12 protein-coding genes and 1 pseudogene are annotated in these 20,497 nt (G+C 44.1%); 5 read left to right on the top strand and 8 right to left on the bottom strand.

The genetic code is table 11. The features are described 5' to 3' along the window. Nucleotides 1–62: 62 nt before the first annotated feature. Entirely contained in the window at nt 63–326 is a 264-nt protein-coding gene (locus tag TW84_RS19750) for a hypothetical protein (protein WP_045977347.1), read from the bottom strand. After that, nucleotides 316–1,539 carry a hypothetical protein gene (locus TW84_RS23790; protein ID WP_052707946.1) on the bottom strand — a complete coding sequence of 408 codons (1,224 nt, stop codon included), beginning with the start codon at nt 1,537–1,539 and terminating at the stop codon, nt 316–318. Before TW84_RS23790 ends, TW84_RS19750 begins: the two co-directional genes overlap by 11 nt. Nucleotides 1,540–1,907: 368 nt before the next feature. Here TW84_RS23790 and TW84_RS19740 point away from each other — a divergent pair. Continuing rightward, nucleotides 1,908–2,321, top strand: a pseudogene (locus TW84_RS19740) (IS110 family RNA-guided transposase); the annotation flags it as partial. Between the two features lie 649 nt (nt 2,322–2,970). Here TW84_RS19740 and TW84_RS19735 read toward each other — a convergent pair. The 4 genes from TW84_RS19735 to TW84_RS19720 all read right to left on the bottom strand — a co-directional run bounded on the left by TW84_RS19735 (nt 2,971) and on the right by TW84_RS19720 (nt 10,758). After that, a complete protein-coding gene (locus tag TW84_RS19735; RefSeq protein WP_157634075.1) occupies nt 2,971–3,300 on the bottom strand; it encodes a hypothetical protein in 330 nt (109 codons plus the stop codon). Nucleotides 3,301–3,386: 86 nt separating this feature from the next. Beyond that, nucleotides 3,387–4,373, bottom strand: coding sequence for an Imm49 family immunity protein (locus tag TW84_RS19730; RefSeq protein ID WP_045977346.1), 987 nt, complete (start codon nt 4,371–4,373; stop codon nt 3,387–3,389). 9 nt (nt 4,374–4,382) lie between these two features. After that, on the bottom strand, nt 4,383–8,333 hold the full coding sequence (locus TW84_RS19725) for a DUF637 domain-containing protein (protein ID WP_157634074.1): 3,951 nt from the start codon (nt 8,331–8,333) through the stop codon (nt 4,383–4,385). Between the two features lie 16 nt (nt 8,334–8,349). Beyond that, nucleotides 8,350–10,758 carry a two-partner secretion domain-containing protein gene (locus tag TW84_RS19720; RefSeq protein ID WP_045977344.1) on the bottom strand — a complete coding sequence of 803 codons (2,409 nt, stop codon included), beginning with the start codon at nt 10,756–10,758 and terminating at the stop codon, nt 8,350–8,352. A 435-nt stretch (nt 10,759–11,193) separates the two neighbouring features. Here TW84_RS19720 and TW84_RS19715 point away from each other — a divergent pair, with 435 nt between their 5' ends. Beyond that, complete coding sequence (locus TW84_RS19715; RefSeq protein WP_045977343.1) at nt 11,194–11,571, top strand: hypothetical protein; 378 nt, start codon at nt 11,194–11,196, stop codon at nt 11,569–11,571. Between the two features lie 52 nt (nt 11,572–11,623). On the opposite strand, the gene TW84_RS19710 is transcribed toward TW84_RS19715, so the two are convergent. Together TW84_RS19710 and TW84_RS19705 are read right to left on the bottom strand one after the other, a co-directional pair. Then, the gene (locus TW84_RS19710; protein WP_045977342.1) at nt 11,624–14,221 is read right to left on the bottom strand and encodes an ExeM/NucH family extracellular endonuclease; all 2,598 of its coding nucleotides are present in this window, start codon (nt 14,219–14,221) and stop codon (nt 11,624–11,626) included. Between the two features lie 347 nt (nt 14,222–14,568). Next, entirely contained in the window at nt 14,569–15,084 is a 516-nt protein-coding gene (locus TW84_RS19705) for an FxsA family protein (protein ID WP_045977341.1), read from the bottom strand. Between the two features lie 319 nt (nt 15,085–15,403). Between TW84_RS19705 and aspA the strand changes: the two genes are divergently transcribed. The 3 genes from aspA (at nt 15,404) to TW84_RS19690 (ending at nt 20,256) form a co-directional block, all read left to right on the top strand. Continuing rightward, a complete protein-coding gene (gene aspA, locus TW84_RS19700) occupies nt 15,404–16,855 on the top strand; it encodes an aspartate ammonia-lyase (RefSeq protein WP_045977340.1) in 1,452 nt (483 codons plus the stop codon). A gap of 169 nt (nt 16,856–17,024) precedes the next feature. Then, entirely contained in the window at nt 17,025–18,332 is a 1,308-nt protein-coding gene (locus tag TW84_RS19695; protein ID WP_045977339.1) for an anaerobic C4-dicarboxylate transporter, read from the top strand. Nucleotides 18,333–18,807: 475 nt separating this feature from the next. Beyond that, nucleotides 18,808–20,256, top strand: coding sequence for a YfcC family protein (locus tag TW84_RS19690; protein ID WP_045977338.1), 1,449 nt, complete (start codon nt 18,808–18,810; stop codon nt 20,254–20,256). The last annotated feature ends 241 nt before the right edge of the window (nt 20,257–20,497 follow it).

Raw genomic sequence — 20,497 nt, 5'->3', positions numbered from 1 at the left:
AATAACGCCAGACTACGCTGGCGGTATGGGTTTACAGTGCTTTGTTAGTATCTGCTTAAAAACTACTCGGACGAACTTTTTCTGCTTCGGCTATACCAATACATAAAAGTTATCAAAATCACATGCAGTGAAAATACCACAATAGGAATATTAACTAGAGTGTTCATTATATTTTGAACAGTCGCAATATCAGAGTCATCGACAGATGACCCAAGGCTAACCCAGTTTTTAAAAGTCATTGAAGCAAACATCGTAGCAATAAAGAAGGCGATATAAACAAATACAACACTCACTCCACCGACCAATATAATTAGCTTACGGCTCATTGCTACTACCTAAAACGCCACCACGAGTGCCACCAGAGTACCCTGATGAACTGCCTGCATATCCCGAACTTTCGCCAAAAGCCCCAAGGCTTTCGTCAAACGTTCCTGCATTCTCTAATGACGATAGATTACCTGTGTTGGGAAAACGGCTCTTCATCTGGCTAGTCACATCTATCGACATCATTTCAAAGCTCTGACTGACATCAATCATGTACCGCTCTAAAGATGATGGAATAACAAAATCTTCTGAATATTTAAGGCTAAACAATTCATTGTCAAAAATACGTGAGCCTGATGCTTTTAAAGCGTTAACACTATGCGTCACACAATTGTTTCCTGACAAATCATAATTATCAATAACTCGACCAAATAACTTTGTTGTCTCAGTTGCATCTTTTGCATCTGGCCGTTCAGAACTACTCCCCCATAACGCATTGAAATATTTGTTTATCTTGTCAGGGGACACATCATATATTTTAAAGACTTTTGCTTCCATTCTATATAGCAGCCGCAATATATACTCAATGGCATAATCGGCCTCAAGCTTGAGTAAAACGCCTTCACCAACAGCAGGAATTAGCCCCACATCATCGTAGCGCCCATACGAGAATACGGTCACTTTTTCAGGTTGATGTATGGATAAAAACGTATGTCCAGTTCCCTTCGATTCAATCCATAGAAAAATGCCTTGCTCAACTTCACGACTATTTATTTGTTTTGCGTTGAGTTGGGGTATATTCGATGAAATTGGAACAGATGTACTTACAGCTTCAATATCAGCTAACTCCCGGTTCATAGCTTGAACAGCTAACCGCGAACCTTCAGGCGTTTTAGGCGACACACTCACAAGGGGATTGCGAACCAATCTAGGATCGATAGCCTTTGCCCTTTCATGCTCATACAAAGCAACGGCTTCATCATAACTCACACCATATTGAGTATTCTGCCAAGCCATTGAGTGTCTTGGTGGAAATGGATACCTCTTACCATAGTGAGAATCAGGAGCGATAACTTTTTTTGGAGTATCACGATTAACAGGGTTACGCCTTATGTGTTGCTGTTCTTTACTTTGAGCATGGAAGGCTTCAATAGCCTCATCATAGCTCATTGAAGCATCACACCAGTACCAATCGTGGTGCCTTGGTGGGAAAGGATAGTTAAAGTTATAGTGATGATCTAGCTCTGACTTTAGATCGCTTGTGATGCCTTCCATAGCAAAATGTCCCAATAGTTACTTTTTTATTCATAACATTATATGAAACACTAACACTCAAAGAGCTCCTAAAGATACAGCCAAAAGAACCATTGGGGTTATCGTTTTGCTTCAGAATCAAGATTTGCGATGTTAGTTCATATTCTCTTGCAGAATACACTATCGTCTAAAGGGAGATGTGGGACTCCACTCCATTAATTCGCAAACAAATAAGGTTCTCAAAAACATCAACGTCATATCTTGCTTTGGAACAATACATCCACCCTGTGAATGAATTTTTTTAAAAGGACACACACCAGAAAGCACAATGGGTCATTTTTTGAATACTAGTCCAATTTAACCAGTGTTCATGGCATTGAAGTGTGTGTGCCCGTCAACACAAGGATTACGCGCTATTATCGAGCATCCCTGGCGTAGGGCCTCTTGTCGCTTCAGGCATCATTGGTTCGATAAACAGCGTTGGTGAGTTCAAAAATGGTCGGCAACTTTCCGCGTGGTTAGGGTTGACGCCATCTCAATACAGCAGTGGTAACAAAAACTATCTTGGAAAAATCACCAAACGCGGAAACCGAGAGTTAAGGAAACTGCTCATTCAGGGGGCAAGAGCGGTGATAAACTGGTGTGAACGAAAATCGGACCCATTCAGTCTGTGGCTACAGACATTAAAGCTCAAGATGCACGTCTGCAAATTGGTCGTTGCCCTTGCGAATAAGCTGGCACGGATTATTTGGGCCGTCTTGGTAAAAGGAACGCCTTACAATCCTGATTTGGCGTGTGGCTGATAAAGAGAACCATCTGTAAAAGAGCGGTAATACACTGATGTAAAACGGTTTGTCTTATTCAAAACCTGTTAGGGACAGCGGCTATTGAAAGCCATGTGTGTGTAGAGGAGGATAAGACGTCAATTTGGAACTCATTAGGGCGCAGCAAACTCAACGTTGCTATCAGGGTGAGAGCATACTAACTTAATCGTTCAATCCGCAAACATATTGGTCGCTTTTCAAACTGAGGAGTTTGTATTTTCTCGGCAGTTTTCGGGAAATTCGACTTAGATTTTAAGCTCGAATACGGCTTGATTAAGAAGTGAGCGAAGTGTGATCCCGCCCTGACGTTGCTATAACGACGCCGGATATATGTCGCAAGACCGTCGACCATCAATGTAAATCTCCGCAAAGGGGGCCTATGAATTAGCTCAAAGAAAAGATTGACATTAATTTCAATCGGGCCTTGCGATCAGCGAGGTGACCATATTTGTCCTTATAATCTTTCTTACTCTATTGATATATGACTATCAATAGAGTAAGAAATTATTTATTGCTTAAGCCAGATACGATCAATTATCGGATAACCAGACTGACTACCTCGCATTTGAATATAAGCTGATAAAATAAGTAGCATAGATAAAAGTTTAATTTTCATTTCATCGTACATTTAATCAAGTATGACATAGCCAATTTTGCAGTAGTTTTGGCTAGAACCGTCTTGATTGGTATACAAAAGAACATCTGTACCCGCATGCTTTGCAGATAACAGTGTACTAACATAGGTTTCATAGTTACTATCTGACTTATTCAGATATGCCCAAGTATGTTGGTTACCACACAAGGTGGCTTTGCTTGTAAACATGACTCGGAAGCCATAATTTTCGGCCTCAGTGACGTGCACTTGTTGAATTTTTCCTCGTATAATGCCATCCCAAGCCAATAGGCTATGAGAGTAAAATGCCGACAATAAAAATAGGAAACTGATTATTTTTTTCATGATAGATTGAATCGCTCGATAATATTTTGAAAGAGAAATAAGCCACACTTAATTAAAGCGTGGCTCATTATTTTTAGTGGAATTGCTTATTTTAAGCCAAACATCGACAAATCAAACTTAGGCATCGTTTGATTGAGTTCATCTAGCGATGGACCTTCGCCTTTAATTAGCCACAAAGGTAGAAATGGTGATTCAATATCCACGACTTCTCTTCTCTGTAGGTAAATAACACGTAAAAATGCCAGTATATGAATGTGCAGCAATGCATAATGATCATTTAGGTCCAAAGATTCAGGCCCGGTAACCTGCCCAGGCTGAGGCGCTATCTGACTAAAATAATCGTAATTAGCTTGCATCGCGGCTTGAGCGATTTCCTCTAACGACTCCTGCTGCACACCCCATTGATAACCGACCAGCTGAAAAAGCGGTATCTTCATAAACCAAGCATAAGTTTCAGCCAATTCCGTATCAATTGATGTAATCACACCAGGCTGAGCAAGGGCATTACAGCGGTTAAAAACGTCACTTTTTACTTGAATATCCTGCTCTCGGCCAAAAAATGCTTTGAACAGGTCAACAAAATGGACCGTTGTCTTAACGGGCGAAATGCTGCCCACGTTTAGAAAGTTCTCTGTGGGGTAAGCCAATAAATCCGCCAGTGCCGTTTTGTCACCGACCAACTCAGCAAGACAGACGGCATTTAACCATAGAGCATTACGTGTATAGTGTGACTTTTCTTCGCTGATAGCGCGTCGAGTCTGTCCAAACAGTTCAAAAGTGACTTCCGTACCTGGCAGGCGCTCCATATTAAAGTGGGCACAGTAGGCACTAACCGCCTCTTTCAGTAGCCATTTGACTTGGTTGTGTGCGCAACCAAAGATTTCACATTGTACAGCATACCCAACCAAATTCTCGGCAACACGACCCATAACAAAAGGGTATCGTTCATTGCCTAATAAATTAAACGTCTCTATACGGCGATGTACTTGATCTATCAGATCCTGAGGGCGACCTTCCAGTGCGCCAGACTCTTTTAATCGCTCCGGAAAATAATGTTGAGAAAAATCGTACATCCATTGCCTCTATTTAATATCGTAAGTTTTGACTAAGGTATTCCCTAGCTCCCCAGTTGCTGGAGAGATGGTTTGCACCACCATTTTATAGTCTAACTGACCAGATTCCCGTGCCAGCTCTATTGCGTCGTAAGTTTTACGATACGGGTGATCGGGGGCCAGCCCACGTGTCGCCTTCTGCATATGTGTCATCATACTATCAAAGTACTCTTGAGTACCTTGCATATATTTATTCTCACCTATTGTATGACCGCTTAAGCTTGGCGACTCAGTAATACTGCCTTTCGCCTCAAGAATACTTACTCTGCCATCCTTAACGTAGACCTGATCAAAGACAAAGTTGGTTTGCTTACTGCCTGGTATCTTATTTGTGAGCTCTTCACCTAAGTCCTTATCAATCGCATACATCTTCGCACGCATTTCACCTAGGGCTTCAGAGAAAACGTTAATTTCCGAAGGTGATGGTTTACGCTCATTGGGATCGTTTTCTGCTCGCCTGCTTTGCTCGAGCAGTTCTTGCCTACGCTCAGTTGCTGCTTTTACCGTAACTGGTTTCTCAAGCCCTTTAACCTTGATCTCATCATTTAGATTCAGCCAATTGCCATCATAGATCTTTTCTACTGGTGTAGCGCTATGTCTCTTTATTTTTAGGTCCTTCTTAACCCAAGTACCATGTCCTCTATCTGGTTCGTAATCATGAGTCTTTAGTTTTTCTACGACTTGTTCTGGCGTGAATTTTGAGTAAGGAGCCAAGTTTTTATGAGTCAAATACTTTCCATAATCCTCTTCACTCATCCCCGCCGGCTTTTTATACCACGATGAAGGCGCACTACCCGAAGCAACAGCGTTACCCTTTGCGTCCTTCTGAAAGTTATTTTCTAGGTGGCCTAATGCTGTCGCGTATTGCGCATGTCCCCGACCTAATAACGTAGATTTAGCGAGCTCCATCAGTTCATCAAATGGGAGCTTGTCTAGAGGGATCTTATTGATACCTTTCGTAACGATTCTAATGCCAAGTGAAGTAAGAAGGTTTATCACTGCCTGCTCAGGCGTGATATTAATCTCTGCATCACCATTCAGAATTCGATATAGCTGATAAATGGTTTCGCCAATGTCATAAACTGTTGCGGCCGCCATGGCCGCTTTAACGGCAATAAGCAGCGCAGGTATAACAAAGAAAGCATTATTCTGAGCGGCGTTGCCACCTGTAGAAATAGCGATATCTGTGTTACCGCCAAACGCAAAAACGGTAATTCCTGCCGCTAGGCGAGAGATATCGACACCCTGCTGCTGAAGCCTCAAAAGCTCCTGTTCATACCTAATGCTTAATTCTTTATTGCTTAACGTCGGGTTTTCCGCCCTAAGGTCTTCAAAAACGTCAGTTACAAACTCCTCGGATTCTGACTTCAGAACATCAGTATGAGCCTTATACTGCTGAGCGACGTACTCTCCAATCACTCCTCCCGCGGCGCCTGAAGCACAGCCATTACGGTTTGCACTACTATTACCACCGTTAATACTGGAGATAGCGGTCCCCAACCCACAGCCTAACGCTGCGTGAGCAATGTATTGGGTTGCCGTATTTATGTCCGGTTCTGTTTGTCCGTCTTGTATTCGAGAAGCTATGCCTATTTTATTGGCTAGATCTTTTCCTATATGCATTACTGCTGATATAGCAATACTCTGCACAAAGGCATCACCAAATTCTTCGATGCTATGTCCATTGGCTATCGCAGACACCCCCGTATTCACGGTTGTCTTTACCAACTGAGAGATAGCCTGATTAATAATGGGTTCACTAGCGATATTACCAAGAATATCATTGATGCTCTGGCTTACCCCTGCATCACCTGAAAACAGCGGAATATCTAAGCCACTTAATACTCCGGCTGTAACCATAGTCGTTGCTAACGAGGTAAGGGACTCATCAGACGCCAATTGCTCAAGTGTATCTTTGATATCAAAACCGTTTGCTAGCAGGCTCGCAACCGTCTGTGTCTCTAACGCTGCAATCCCTGCTCCAATAGCAGTGTCAAGAGCTACGCCAGCAGTCACTGTACCTGGAGTTGTTGCTAGGCTGGCACCACTGGTTGCAATAGCGATTACGACGGACAAAATTGCCATCGCAGCAGGGGTTAATCCTGATTGGTCATAATCCCATTCTTCAACCACCAACTCGATAGATTCCCAATCGACGTGGCTGTATTCAGGGTTGTTACGAACCTCTTGCATCCATGCAAGTTCAGGGCTCTGGGCCAAGTCGGCAATAATATGATCTAGATTTTTTGAACCTGAGGCAATTTGGATTCGTACTCCATGGGCACCATCCAAAATAAAGCCACCGTTGTTGATGAACTCCGAATAGTAAGCCACTTCACGTTGGTAGCCATTACCCTGATGGCGGAAAGACAAAGACCCTTCAAAAGACTGTTCATGGCTATAGGTTTCTAGAAGTTTCGCCAATTCGAAATCAATCGAGCCATTTTCAGCAATAATTTTTGACATGCCTTTGTTGTCAATCGTTACCGCCTCCAGTAGGACATTGCCGTTCTCAGTTGAGAGCAACATACTTTGGCCCGCTTTAAGCAGCGTTCTGACAATTTCAGCTTCCGTCGCACTCTCTGATTCGCTTTCCTTGGTGCCAAACATGCCACCGCTTTCCGCTTCGAACTTTCTCTCATAAGAACGTAAGTCTGCGGCACTTTTGAGCGTAATTCCGTGGCCTGCCAGGATCTGCAACAACCCCTGGCTCTCCAGAGCTGCGCCCTGAATAAACACCTCTCCACCTGCGATTAGTGAAAGTGTATCGACTGCCGACAAGCTGGTTTGTAGGTTAACGAGTGAGGACTCGCTATCAGACCAACGCTCACCGGATTCTGCTCGTTGATCTTTATCTTGCTGAGGAACAAGAATAATATTGCCACCAGCTTCTATCTCAAGAGAACCTTGAGAACTGAACCTGCCACCATGGCTGACAACGTCTCCCGACGTGTAAATATTCAAATTACCTAATGAAGAAATGGTCCCAATTTGGTTAAAGGTTTCTGAAAAGCCATGGCCATAATCTAAACGTGTGACCAAAGTGTCGTTGGTTAGTTTATTCGCAATGAGGGTGACGTCATCGCCAGTAATCGTCCCAGATAGGTTTTGCAATTCACGACCAGTACGAATCGTAAATTTTTGACCACTGATATGTCCTTGTGTGTTGATAAAGTCTTGCTCAACATCAATCAACGCATCGTGTTTAAACTCAACACGACTGCCATTGACAACAAAGGTTTGTGTATTGATTTCTGCACTGTTCGCGGCAAAAGTCGATTCAAGTAACTGTTGCTCTTGTATCGTTGCTGGCGTCAAATACACAAACGGCACCAAATATGACTTGCCATCAATCGTTCGAATTTCAGGCCAGACAATATCTCTTGTCAACGCAGCGATTTGTTGTTCGGTCAAGCGTTGCCCCAGTTGAAAGCCATTCTCTTTAGCCACTTCCACGGCATTTTCATAGAGCTTTTGGGTTTGCTCGTTGTAGCTTGAATAGCCTGGTTTACTTATCCAGCTCTTATTGAGAAGTTGGCTAATTTGGTGGCGAATGATGCCACGTTCAACATAAGGGGAACCAAATCGCGCGGGCAAAGTTGTTAATTCAACGGGCTTGCCCATCTCTGCACTGTAACCAGGGATAAGTTCTGGGTTACTTGTAGTCAATAAGTTGAAGAAGTGAGTAAAACCATCGAATATACCCAATTCATCGCTTTCCAGTGCACCTGTGTAAAGGTATTGGTCAACCGATTCCATCAGGTTATAACGTGCGGTATAAGCCACCGCTGCCTTAATTTCTTCGAGCGCAATATTTGTTTTCACCGACGCATAAACAGGGAAGGACAGGTGAGTAACGAACGCTGCGAGTAACGTATTAGAAGTTACTTTTTGCCATAGCGGCGTTTTTATCTTGTTCATTTTAACCAACTGTTTTTTATTCTTGGAAATTTGGGTTAGGGACAAAGAAAGTAATTCCAGAGCTAACTATTGGAATATATTTACTTGGCTTAATTGGTGGGGCAGGTTCTACTTTAGGAATATAAGAAGTAGCATATGGTCCAAAAGTAATATCCTGCATCAATACTCGTGATATCCCGAACCCTTTATGAATATGGCCATCAACATAAAAAACAAACGGGTATTTAGACGCTTGTTCATTCTTTGTTAAATCTGTTCGAGAAGTGGTCCAGTAATCTGTTCTTCTTCTTACACATTTCCTAATGACACGCTTAGTACAATAAGTTCTTGAATGATTCGTTACTGTTGTTGTTTCCCATATCTCACGAAGACTCAACCCTTGCATCCACACAGAGTTTACTGAACCAAATACATCTTTTCTAACTTCAATTGCACTATGTTCATTGTTCAAATCTCGAGACTTTAGAATCAAATCAGAACCAGTATTAATATGAGCTAGCGGTGACAGCGCTTTAATATACTGACGATGCCTTTCGGTAGTTTGAGTTGAATAACTATTACAACTTTGAGTCAATTCGATAAGTTTTCGGAATCCATATTTTTTTACTAGTTGCTGAATTATTCCATTGTCTACTGTAGCCTTTTCAAGTAATACACAATCATGAGGCTTCGGAACTTTAACTATATCTGTATGAGTGTGTGCCCAAATATAGTACCTTTCATTATCAATTTGAGGTGCATCTATGATTGTGTTGCCAGTCCAAGATTCCGCGATGGCCGATATATTCCAAAATCGGTAGCTAAGCCGCAGATCCAAAGTTGATTCGGCTGATACTATTACCTGACTGCTTTTGGTGTAGTCCAAAACCAGTTCTGGCTCGTTGATGGAATTTCTCGAAACGTTATAAGGGTTCGAATTAATAAACTGTTGAGCTTCAACACGAATATTTTGCCCTAAAATAAAAGCTTCTAGGCTATCCACATTAATTTTCATCATTGAATCTGGCGCAGGTGGTACTGCTAACTTAGCACCCAATTCTACTTCCGGCGAAGTATTAACAATACTTCTATAGTTTCTTACAGTGTTAGACTTCTGGTTTGGTTTAGGGACAAGCCTATAGGGGTATAAGGAACCATTTGTCACAAGTAACTCTGACTTTAGCTGAATATTTTCACCTAACAGTACTCCACCAAACTGATTTTTTATTGCTTGCTTACCATTGATGTAAATATCACGCGATACTTCAATGTCCCCTTCGTTAAACACCTGATTACCAGATAAATACGTACTTTCAGCAACTATAGCACCTGTGTTTTCTATAATACCCACAGCAGCAACATCTACTTCAGCCGCACGAATGTTATCGATACCAAACCGTTTGACCCCTCCCTCTGGAATAATGCGAATATCATTGGTCGATTCCAACTCCACTCGGTTGGCAGCAATAATCTGGTCATAGATTGAGATATTGCCATTCGACTTAACCTTGACTGATTCGAGCGGAACAATACTTTGGTTGTTATATCGGCCAACATATGTCCAAGCGCCGTTGGCGCGAATTCGACCATCGATTGAAATATCACCATTTTCATAGGTCGATTCTAAATGCAGGTTACCGACTGTGATGTCAGCGTTGTCTGTTAGGGTTAACGCATTGCCAGAAAAAGTCTTGAAGTTGGCATCCGATTGACGGTCGCTGTAGCGGAACGTGTTATCTCCGACGATGATTTGCACATCACCATTGGATACTTCCAAAGTTCCTGCTGGGTCAATCTCCTTTAGCTCCTGGTTAGCCCGTGTCACCACACGACCTTTCATGTTCGTGGTCAATGGCGCATCAATGATGACTTGACCTGCGGTAATATCGACCAAACTACTTTGTGACGCTGAGAAACCAGCACCGCTAACCGTTATCCCTCCAGAAGAAAGGGCAATGCTTGTTAACTCACCGCTCTCATAAACGGCTTCGCCCGTCGCAAGCGTCACGCGTTCAGCATTGACCACTGAACACCCGTTACAGGTGATGCCTTTTGGTGCTAATACAATGACATCAGCTGCGCGACCTTCGACCCTAATTTCGGCAAAGTCTGCGACTTTACTTGAGTCCAATGATAGAACAATAGTTTGCGCGGGAGCGCCAGATAACTTGGGGTTTATCTGATAAGAGTTGGCAAGCACAAGCGTCTTACCCTTTGTATCAAGTTCGCTAAGTGCATTGATGGAATAGCCATATTCATTGGCTTTAGCTATTTTAACGAGATACTTAGATTGAGTTGCGATAACGGTCGGTTTATCTGCTCCGCTTCCCTGCAACGGGGCTTTAACATCAGCTTGAACGCTCAAGCTTATGGTTAATGCCACCAACGAGGTTTTCGACAGATAACACGCCGCAGCTTTGAATAGACAAAAGAGTTGATTTTTCATTAGCCGATTTTCGTGTGTTTTAAGGTGTATTGTTTTGAAAGGAAACGGGCCGGGAGCAGTACTGCCCTTGCCAGCGAAACGAATAGTAAATATATAAAGGATGCACAATATATAGATATTTTGAATGTAATCAAATTATGTGTTTGTGAGTGCATGACATCACTCACAGGCAATCGAAAAGTTAGTACTTTAGTTTTAGTGTCAGATATTTAAATTAGAAAAAATAAATATAAGGCATCGAACCAATGATGGTTGGTCAAGAAATACACAAAAAGTATTTAATTAAACCACAGTGGCTTTAAGCAAGGCTCTACGCCTTTAAATTCACACTTCTCTTATTTTTATAAATTTATCACTACACATTGGTAACGGTTATCAATAAAATCCTCCCTTTGTTAAGAATCGTCCTTAATTTCCTATCAACCGAGAACCATAATGACACTAAAACATTTTGCGCTGGCGTGCTTTTCAGCGTTGGCTTTGAGCGCTTGTCAAACAACCAACATCGAAGATTTACAACCGACAGCTAGTCAAGAAACTATTGATACAGCTAAAGAGCACCTAAGTGATATCAAAAATTTAAAAGTAACTGATCATGGTGTGATCTACTACTCGGCGAGCCTATCTGGCAACACTCGTTGGGCAACTGCGCACGTTATTGAGTTGAGCTACCGCTACGCTTGTGAAGATTTACGTTGGTATATAGAGCGAGGCATGATTGCAAGGTTTCACTTCCGTGGCAGAAGCGGCACCACTCGTGATTACGATCTAGCTCGCTGTGAAACCGAAGTGCCAACCGACTTATACGAATAAAAAAACCGCCACTGAATGTGGCGGTTTTTATTTGGTTTATCTAAACATGGGATTACTTACGACGACGCCATAGTGCTAAGCCAAACAATGACATTAATGCACCAAAACCGAATGAACCTGCCATGTTCAGTTCTAGAACAGCTGGATCATGGTCAGAAGAGCGGTAGTGGTCGTTGTACTTCGGCAAGTCACCTTTGAATTCATCATTGTAATCAAACAATGTCGATTCACCGCCATTGATATGCCAATCTGTCGCATCCACAAAATGCTTCTTCAGACTTGGGCTGATGAGCAGGTGGTCGAGCGCGCCGACTTCATCATTGTACGAGTAGCTCCAGCTATCTGGATGTTTCATCGCAACAGCATTGATGTAGTTGTAACCTTCAGTAATCACCGCACCATTATCACCAAATTGCTCTGTCTCACCAATGAAGGTATTACGCGCCGCTTTGATCTGCTTACCGTACTTCTCTTCACTGTAATCGGTCAGAACCAGCATTGGATCTTCCATACCGTAAGAGTTCAAGTCACCAAGAATCACTTTATGACCTTTGATGTCTTTCAGCGCGTCGCCCAGTGCTACCGCTGCTGCAACACGGAAATGCTCACAATTGCCTTGCTGGTCAGTATCGACACCGCCCTGACCGCCTTGGTCAACGGGTGCTGCGTCTTCCCAACATTTAGAACCTTTCGATTTGAAGTGGTTTATCGCAACTGTGATCTTCTCGTTTGTACCTTTGATCTTGAACGTTGGTGCTAATGAATTACGCTGGTAGTTCTTACCATCTTCGATCACTTTACCATCATCATCTAGCACAGCTGGCGCTCGCTGGCTTGGCATTTCGATAACGCGTACTTGTTTAAGCTTCGCCACTTTAGAGCGGTAGATAACACCTGTGGTGATAACGTCAGTACCAATTGAGTCGTTCTCATCCGTCACTTTATCGCCATTGCTGTCAACGGCCACGAAGTCATAATGATCTTTCTTCTCGTCGATACGCTGGTTGAGCTGATCAACAAGCTGGCGAATTGCACCACTGTCACCAAAACCATTGTTTTCGATTTCCATCAAGCCAATGATATCGGCGTCAAGACGCAGGATAGCGTTAACAATTTTCGCTTGCTGGACTTCGAACTCTTCATAGCTGTTAGCACCACGGTTGTCGCCGTGCTGGTTAGCGTCACCGCCAAATGGGGAGTTGAAGTAGTTGAGTACGTTGAACGTCGCGATACGAAGATCACCTTCTTCCATATCGATACCTTCAGTACGAGGATCGTTACGTACGAAGTTTTCGTTAGTTAAGGTGTTGGTAGCAATCAGTCGGTAATCACCGTAGCTATAGCTTAGAACACCTTCCAAACCAACGACGGTGTCGTCGATGCGGATGTAGTCTTCTGTTGAACCATTCTGGTCAATATCAGTGCGGCCGAAGTCTGGGTAGTAAGGAACTTTACCGTTAGCTGCCTTAACATCAGATTCAATGAACAGACGACGTTGTGCGTTGTCAGTGCTCTGCTGTTTCGCGTCTTCAGAGCCTGCTGCAAAATTCTGGTTAGGGTGCATGTTAACGCGGCCATGAGCAACAACCATGTTGTTACGGCGCGAGCCGTAATCGTAACCAAAGGTGCGAGTAACGCGCATATCCAGCGCTTCCGTGGTCTTCACCAACATGCCTTCGTAACGCTCTAGCGTTTGATCAAAATTGGCATCCTCCGTCATCACTTCAATCGCCGTGGCCACTGGTGCAGCTTGCTCACCTTGCTTAACCCAGTTGTTGTTTTCAGCTTTTAGTTGCGTCAGGTTGTAGCTCTCTTGAACTTTACCCTTCACACACACCACATCGCCCGGTTTAAGATCAGAGCTTGACTGATTGGTATGGACGAACAGGCCTTCCGATGTTTTCGGATTGTAATCATCTTCCAGCGCTTGTAGATAGAAGCCTTTTGTTAGGCTTGTCGTCACTGCACTGACAACACCTTTAACGAAGAAGTCTTCATCGGTGATAAATGGATAGCCATTGATAAATGGAGAAGTATCACCTTCACCCTGAATTTTTTGAATTGATGTAAAGACAGGTTCACCACCGTCTTGAGTACAAGCGAACGGCTCTGGTGTCTCACCGCCATCCAGTACACCTAAACCCTCGATGCTGTCTTTTGCTAGCGATGACCATTGAGAAGCGTCGTAAGTAGAAGAAGGCGTCATCGCATCAACATTGCGTACTAGAGTGACATCTTTTGCGAAATCTGAGCCACCCATGCTACCCAATACATCATGTACGTTGCCATCTTTAAGTAGCGCAACCGGGTCATTACCGTTAAATCCAATCACAGAGCCATTTAGGATGTCACTGACCGCTTTGATTTCATCACTTGAACTAGTATGTGCAACAACCAGAACGCTTTGTGCTTCCAATACACGGCCATCGAGAGCCAGTTTGCTGCCCCACTCACCGCCGCCATTAGTCGATTTTGCTAGCTCATAGCCATCAAGCGTTACGGCAGAGTCACCAGTGTTGGCAATCTCAATAGCTTTATTATTGCTGCTACCTTCTACGTACTGAGAAATGACGATATCCGCCATCGCTGGAGCGGAGAGCGCACTTGCAACCACTGCGGCAAGTAAGGTTGGGGTTAGTTTTTGTTTCATTCTGTCCACCTTGTATCGCTTTCTTTGTTGTATAGGGATTAGAAAGCGTGTTTCAAATCACCTTTTCTATTGAGAAAAGACTTATAAAGCACGACAAGTGTTTATCTTTTTCATGAAACTAAAAACAACATTCAGTGACAGTGAGATTTCGGTCTCATAGATATGCTGAATATTTGAAGGTACTTCAAATTTTAAACATAAGGTGAAACGTTTGTTGCACAAATGAGATTAGGTCGCTGATTTAGTTTAGCTTTTGCTTATAAATAGAATTAAAGCTCTAGAGGCAAATACCAATAAAGGCGCTGGGATGCGCCTTTATTTACCAAGTCTTGACGAGGCTTTTGCCATTAATTGAGACGATTGTTGTCGTCGCCATCCTTACGCTCATATTCCCCTTCGAACGTGTTGCCGTCTTTATTAGGTTGGTGATTAAACGGGTCTTGATCAAAAGGGCCTTGTTGGAAGTTTCCAGAGCCAAAACCGCCTTGGAAACCACCGCCGACAGACTGCACCGTCATCTTACTCATAAGGAATTTGGCCATCGCAGCGCGTGGTGCCGGTAATAGCACCAACATGCCGAGCGCATCGGTCATAAAGCCCGGTGTAAGGAGCAGTACCCCAGAGACCGCTAGCATCACTCCTTCAACAATTTGTTGAGCAGGCAACTCGCCTTGTTGCAATCGGTTTTGCACTGACATCAAGGTCTGCAAACCTTGGCTGCGTACCAAAGAAGCACCGACAAACGCGGTGATCAGTACCAATGCGATCGTCGGCCACAATCCTATATAACCGCCGACCGAAATAAACAGGCCTATTTCAATAATAGGAACAAAAATAAACATCAATAATAAGATAGGAAACACACACCCTCCTTTGTTAGACCCAGTGTAAGCGCAAAGCGGATTCAAGCTCAAATCAAAGCTGTAAAAAAGAGTGATAGAAACCCCAATAAGTCACGACTATTTTATTGTTATTAATACCCTGTTCATATCTTGCAAAAGTTTAACTAAACAAAAGCAAAAAAGGTGATCAAGCTACTATTTTTATCCGCTGGGTACAGTATCATGAGCCCCATAAGTCAGGACGGATTTTACAGCCAAAAATTCTGACGAAAGGATTCTTACACTGCAGAATGGCTAGCATTTTACTTTATCATCAGAATAATTATCTAAGGATCCTGTGATGGCTACCCTAACTGATACTCAAAGCACTGCAGCTGCAGCCACTCGTATCGAACAAGACCTACTTGGCGAACGCCACGTTCCTGCCGACGCTTACTACGGCATCCACACGCTACGCGCTATCGAAAACTTCAACATCTCTAATGTCACCATTTCAGACGTACCTGAATTTGTCCGTGGTATGGTGATGACCAAGAAAGCCGCGGCGTTAGCAAATAAAGAGTTAGGCGTTATTCCTAAAGATGTAGCGAAATACGTGGTTGAAGCGTGTGATTTGATCCTTGAAACAGGTAAGTGCATGGATCAGTTCCCTTCAGACGTCTTCCAAGGCGGTGCAGGCACATCAGTCAACATGAACACCAACGAAGTGATCGCCAACGTCGCACTTGAGCTGATGGGCAAGGAAAAAGGTCAGTACGAATTCGTTAACCCAAATGACCATGTTAATAAGAGCCAGTCCACTAACTGTGCTTACCCAACGGGTTTCCGTATCGCCGTTTACAATAGCGTTCACACTCTGATTGAAGCGATTGAATACCTGAAAGGGGCGTTTGAACTCAAGAGCCAAGAGTTCAAAGACGTGCTTAAAATGGGTCGTACTCAGCTTCAAGATGCGGTGCCAATGACCGTAGGCCAAGAGTTCCACGCATGGGCGGTGACTCTAAATGAAGAAATCCGCGCTCTGGAGTACACTTCAAAGCTACTGCTGGAGATCAACTTAGGTGCCACTGCAATCGGTACTGGTCTGAACGCAGCGGAAGGCTATCAGAAACTGGCGGTGAAACACTTAGCTGACGTAACTGGCCTAGACGTAGTCCCAGCAGAAGATTTGATTGAAGCAACATCAGACTGTGGTGCTTATGTCATGACGCACGGTGCGCTGAAGCGTTTGGCGGTCAAACTGTCTAAGATCTGTAATGACCTGCGCCTGCTCTCGTCTGGCCCACGTTCCGGTCTTAACGAACTAAACCTCCCAGAACTGCAAGCCGGCTCTTCTATTATGCCAGCTAAGGTTAACCCTGTAGTACCTGAAGTGGTCAACCAAGTCTGTTTCAAAGTACTGGGTAATGACAACACTATCTCATTTGCCGCAGAAGGTGGTCAGCTACAGCTCAACGTGATGGAACCTGTTATCGCGCAAAGCATGTTCGAGTCTATTTCTCTGCTGTCTAACGCGTGTGTCAACCTGCGTGATAAATGTATCGATGGTATCACGGTTAACAAAGAGATCTGTGAAGGCTACGTTTACAACTCAATCGGTATCGTGACTTACCTCAACCCATACATTGGCCACCATGAAGGTGACATCGTAGGTAAGATCTGTGCGGAAACGGGTAAGAGCGTCCGTGAAGTCGTACTAGAGCGCGGCTTACTGACTGAAGAAGAGTTGGACGATATCTTGAACGTTGAAAACTTTATGCATCCTAAGTATAAAGCGAAACGCTACGAATAAGATTGCTACCAAGGAGGGCCCAATAGGGCCCTTTTTTAGTCACGAATACGGTTAACCACAATTTTATCAGGGTTAAGCCGTTCAGTGACTCCCTCCTGCGATTATCTAAACGTTTAGACACTGAGTGTTTAGATAATCGAATTTAAGTTAACAATATGAGGTATCTATTATGGTAGCGGTCGAACTGTTAGTCGTTCTGCTCTTTATCTTTTTAGGAGCTAGGATCGGCGGGATTGGCATCGGCTTTGCGGGCGGTGCAGGCGTTATCGCATTGTCATTAATTCTTGGCGTACCGACCAGTCAGGCATACATTCCTGTTGATGTTATTCTGATCATTATGTCGGTCATCACAGCAATTGCTGCAATGCAAGTTGCCGGTGGTATGGATTGGTTAGTACAACTGGCAGAAAACTTCTTGCGCAAGAACCCTGAGCGCATCACCTTTTATGCGCCTATCGTCACTTTCCTTATGACATTAATGGCCGGTACCGGTCATACGGCCTTTTCAACGCTACCCGTCATTGCAGAGGTCGCAAAAGGTCAAGGCGTTCGCCCATCTCGTCCTCTCTCCATTGCTGTGGTCGCATCGCAAATCGCGATTACCGCTTCACCTATCTCAGCGGCAGTAGTGGCATTCGCCGCAATGCTGGCACCCATGGGGGTCGACTACCTAACACTGCTTGCGGTGTGTATCCCAACTACCTTCATCGCTTGTATGATTGGCGCTTTTGTCGCGAACTTTATGGGCAGTGAACTGAAGGATGATCCAATTTATCAGGAGCGCTTGGAGAAAGGCCTAATCAAGCTCGCAACGGAAAAGCAACGTGACATTCTTCCGACGGCGAAAACAGCCACATACATTTTCCTTGCGGCAATTGGCTTCGTGGTTTGCTACGCGGCAGCCATCTCTAAATCAGTCGGGCTGATTGTTGACCCAGCACTTGGGCGTAACGAAGCGATCATGACAGTGATGCTGGCGGCAGCGGCAGCTATCGTTCTATTCACGAAGATTGATGCTTCAAAGATCCCTAACGCCTCGACTTTCCGTTCTGGCATGACCGCTTGTGTATGTGTGCTAGGTGTGGCTTGGTTAGGTTCAACCTTCGTCAATGCACACGTGGATGGCATTAAAGAAGTGGCAGGTGCGCTGCTTTCTGATTACCCATGGATGCTGGCCATGGTTCTGTTTTTTGCCTCTATGTTGCTTTACTCACAAGGCGCCACGACTGTCGCTCTGATGCCTGCTGCTCTGGCAATTGGTGTTGCTCCACTGACGGCAGTCGCGTCTTTCGCCGCAGTGAGCGCTCTGTTCGTTCTACCAACCTACCCTACGTTGCTTGCCGCCGTTGAAATGGATGACACAGGTTCAACTCGCATCGGTAGCTACGTATTTAACCACCCATTCTTCATTCCTGGCGTGGTGACCATTACATCTGCGGTTGGATTAGGCTTCACTTTCGGTGGCCTACTGATCTAATCACTACTGTAATCAGAAAGGGAGCCAGTGCTCCCTTTTTTATTTTGTTTCCAATAAAAAGTTTTACATCACAGTTTTATTTTGATTTTGGTCAAAAGATCTTTCAAAAAATGCTCTTGAATGAAAATCCGAGTTCATGAATAAAATTCCATATCTTATTTATTCACCATCAATCATCTCCGAAATAACTTGCCCTTACATCCAGAGAAGGAATAGAAATTCATTTTAATTAAACAAATACTCCAGCATTAATATTTTTTTAAAAACCAATAAGTCAACACTAGATATTTTTGTGAAGATCAACAAAGTTAGAAAGTCTATCAATAATTAAAATGGATTCTAAGAGCTATTTGTAAACAGCTCAAAATAATTATCATGTTTCCAATAACTTAGTATTTGTGAGTTTTATATTTGTAACTCTAGTCGCTGATTAACTTTTATTTGTTATTCAACAGGTAAGAGTAAGGAGATCACTATGACCACCCAAACTGTACCTACTGAAGAAAAAAAAGGCGGCTTTTTTGCCAATTTTAAGTTCCCTTCAGCCTACACGATTCTGTTTATTTTGATTGCATTGGTTGCACTGCTGACCTGGATTGTCCCTGCTGGTCAGTATGATCGAGCAATGAATGAAGAGTTGGGGCGAGAAGTCCCTGTCACAGGCACTTACCAATCTGTGGAGGGTAACCCTCAAGGCGTTATTGACGTGCTTCTGGCACCGATTGACGGCTTCTATGACCATAATAGCTATGAAGCCGCTGCGATTGACGTATCTCTGTTCATCCTTGTGATTGGTGGCTTCCTCGGGCTGGTGACCAAAACAGGCGCTATAGACGCTGGGATTGAACGTGTAACACAGCGTCTCCAAGGCCGAGAAGAGATGATGATTCCTATCCTGATGGCTCTGTTTGCTGCCGGAGGAACCGTCTACGGCATGGCTGAAGAATCCTTGCCATTCTACACTCTGTTGGTACCAGTGATGATGGCGGCTCGTTTTGACCCATTGGTTGCCGCTGCAACTGTGTTACTTGGTGCTGGCATTGGTGTTTTAGGTTCCACTATCAACCCTTTTGCTACCGTGATTGCCGCTAATGCTTCTGGCATTCCGTTTACTGATGGCATCATGCTACGTGTCTTAATGCTAGTGATCGGCTGGATCATCTGTGTTGCCTACGTCATGCGCTACGCGCGGATGGTGCGAGAAGACCAAAGCAAGTCAATTGTTTACGATAAATACGAAGAAAACAAAGCGCATTTCCTTGGTAATCAAACTGGCGAATCTCTTGAGTTCACTACTACACGTAAAGTGATTTTAACCATCTTCGGCGCTTCATTTGGCGTGATGATCTATGGTGTCTCTGTCGCGGGCTGGTGGATGGCGGAAATTTCAGCCATGTTCTTAGCAGCAACGATTTTAGTTGGGCTCGTCGCACGTATGAGCGAAGAAGAATTTACTAACAGCTTTATCGATGGCGCTCGTGACCTACTCGGCGTAGCGCTGATCATTGGTATCGCGCGCGGGATTGTGGTGGTCATGGACCGCGGTATGATCACTGACACCATCTTGTACTCAGCGGAACAGATGGTGACGGGTCTGTCTTCGGTCGTGTTCATTAACGTCATGTTCTTCCTTGAGATATTGCTATCTTTCCTTGTACCTTCAACCTCTGGTCTGGCGGTACTCACCATGCCAATTATGGCCCCACTCGCAGACTTTGCTGGTGTCGGACGTGATCTAGTCATCACGGCTTATCAATCTGCCTCTGGGTTGGTTAACCTCATTACCCCCACTTCGGCAGTCGTTATGGGCGGCCTTGCCATTGCCCGTGTGCCTTATGTGCGCTGGGTGAAATGGGTGGCACCATTGCTAGCCATTCTGACGCTATTCTGTGTTGTGATGATCAGTATTGGTGCGCTTATCTAACTGACTATTTTCCTTACACTCGCTCACAGGGCGTGGGCTCTCAAAGCCGCTTTAGTGCGGCTTTTCTTGCTTCTAGGCTAAGTAAAAACCGTCTAGAGATTCCCTACTCGTTCCTTCGCCTCTCTATGGAATGACTAACAAAACTCCTCTTCACTACAGCACTGTCATCCTCAAGAGTGAGACACGAACGAGTTGGGGATCTCTGGAAGCAAGCAGCGTTACTTTAGAGATTCCCTACTCT

Origin of the sequence: Vibrio neptunius, assembly GCF_000967495.1 — a bacterium.
Lineage (GTDB): Bacteria > Pseudomonadota > Gammaproteobacteria > Enterobacterales > Vibrionaceae > Vibrio > Vibrio neptunius.
The sequence above is the reverse complement of the archived record's forward strand: the minus strand, read 5'-3'. Positions and strand labels throughout refer to the sequence as shown.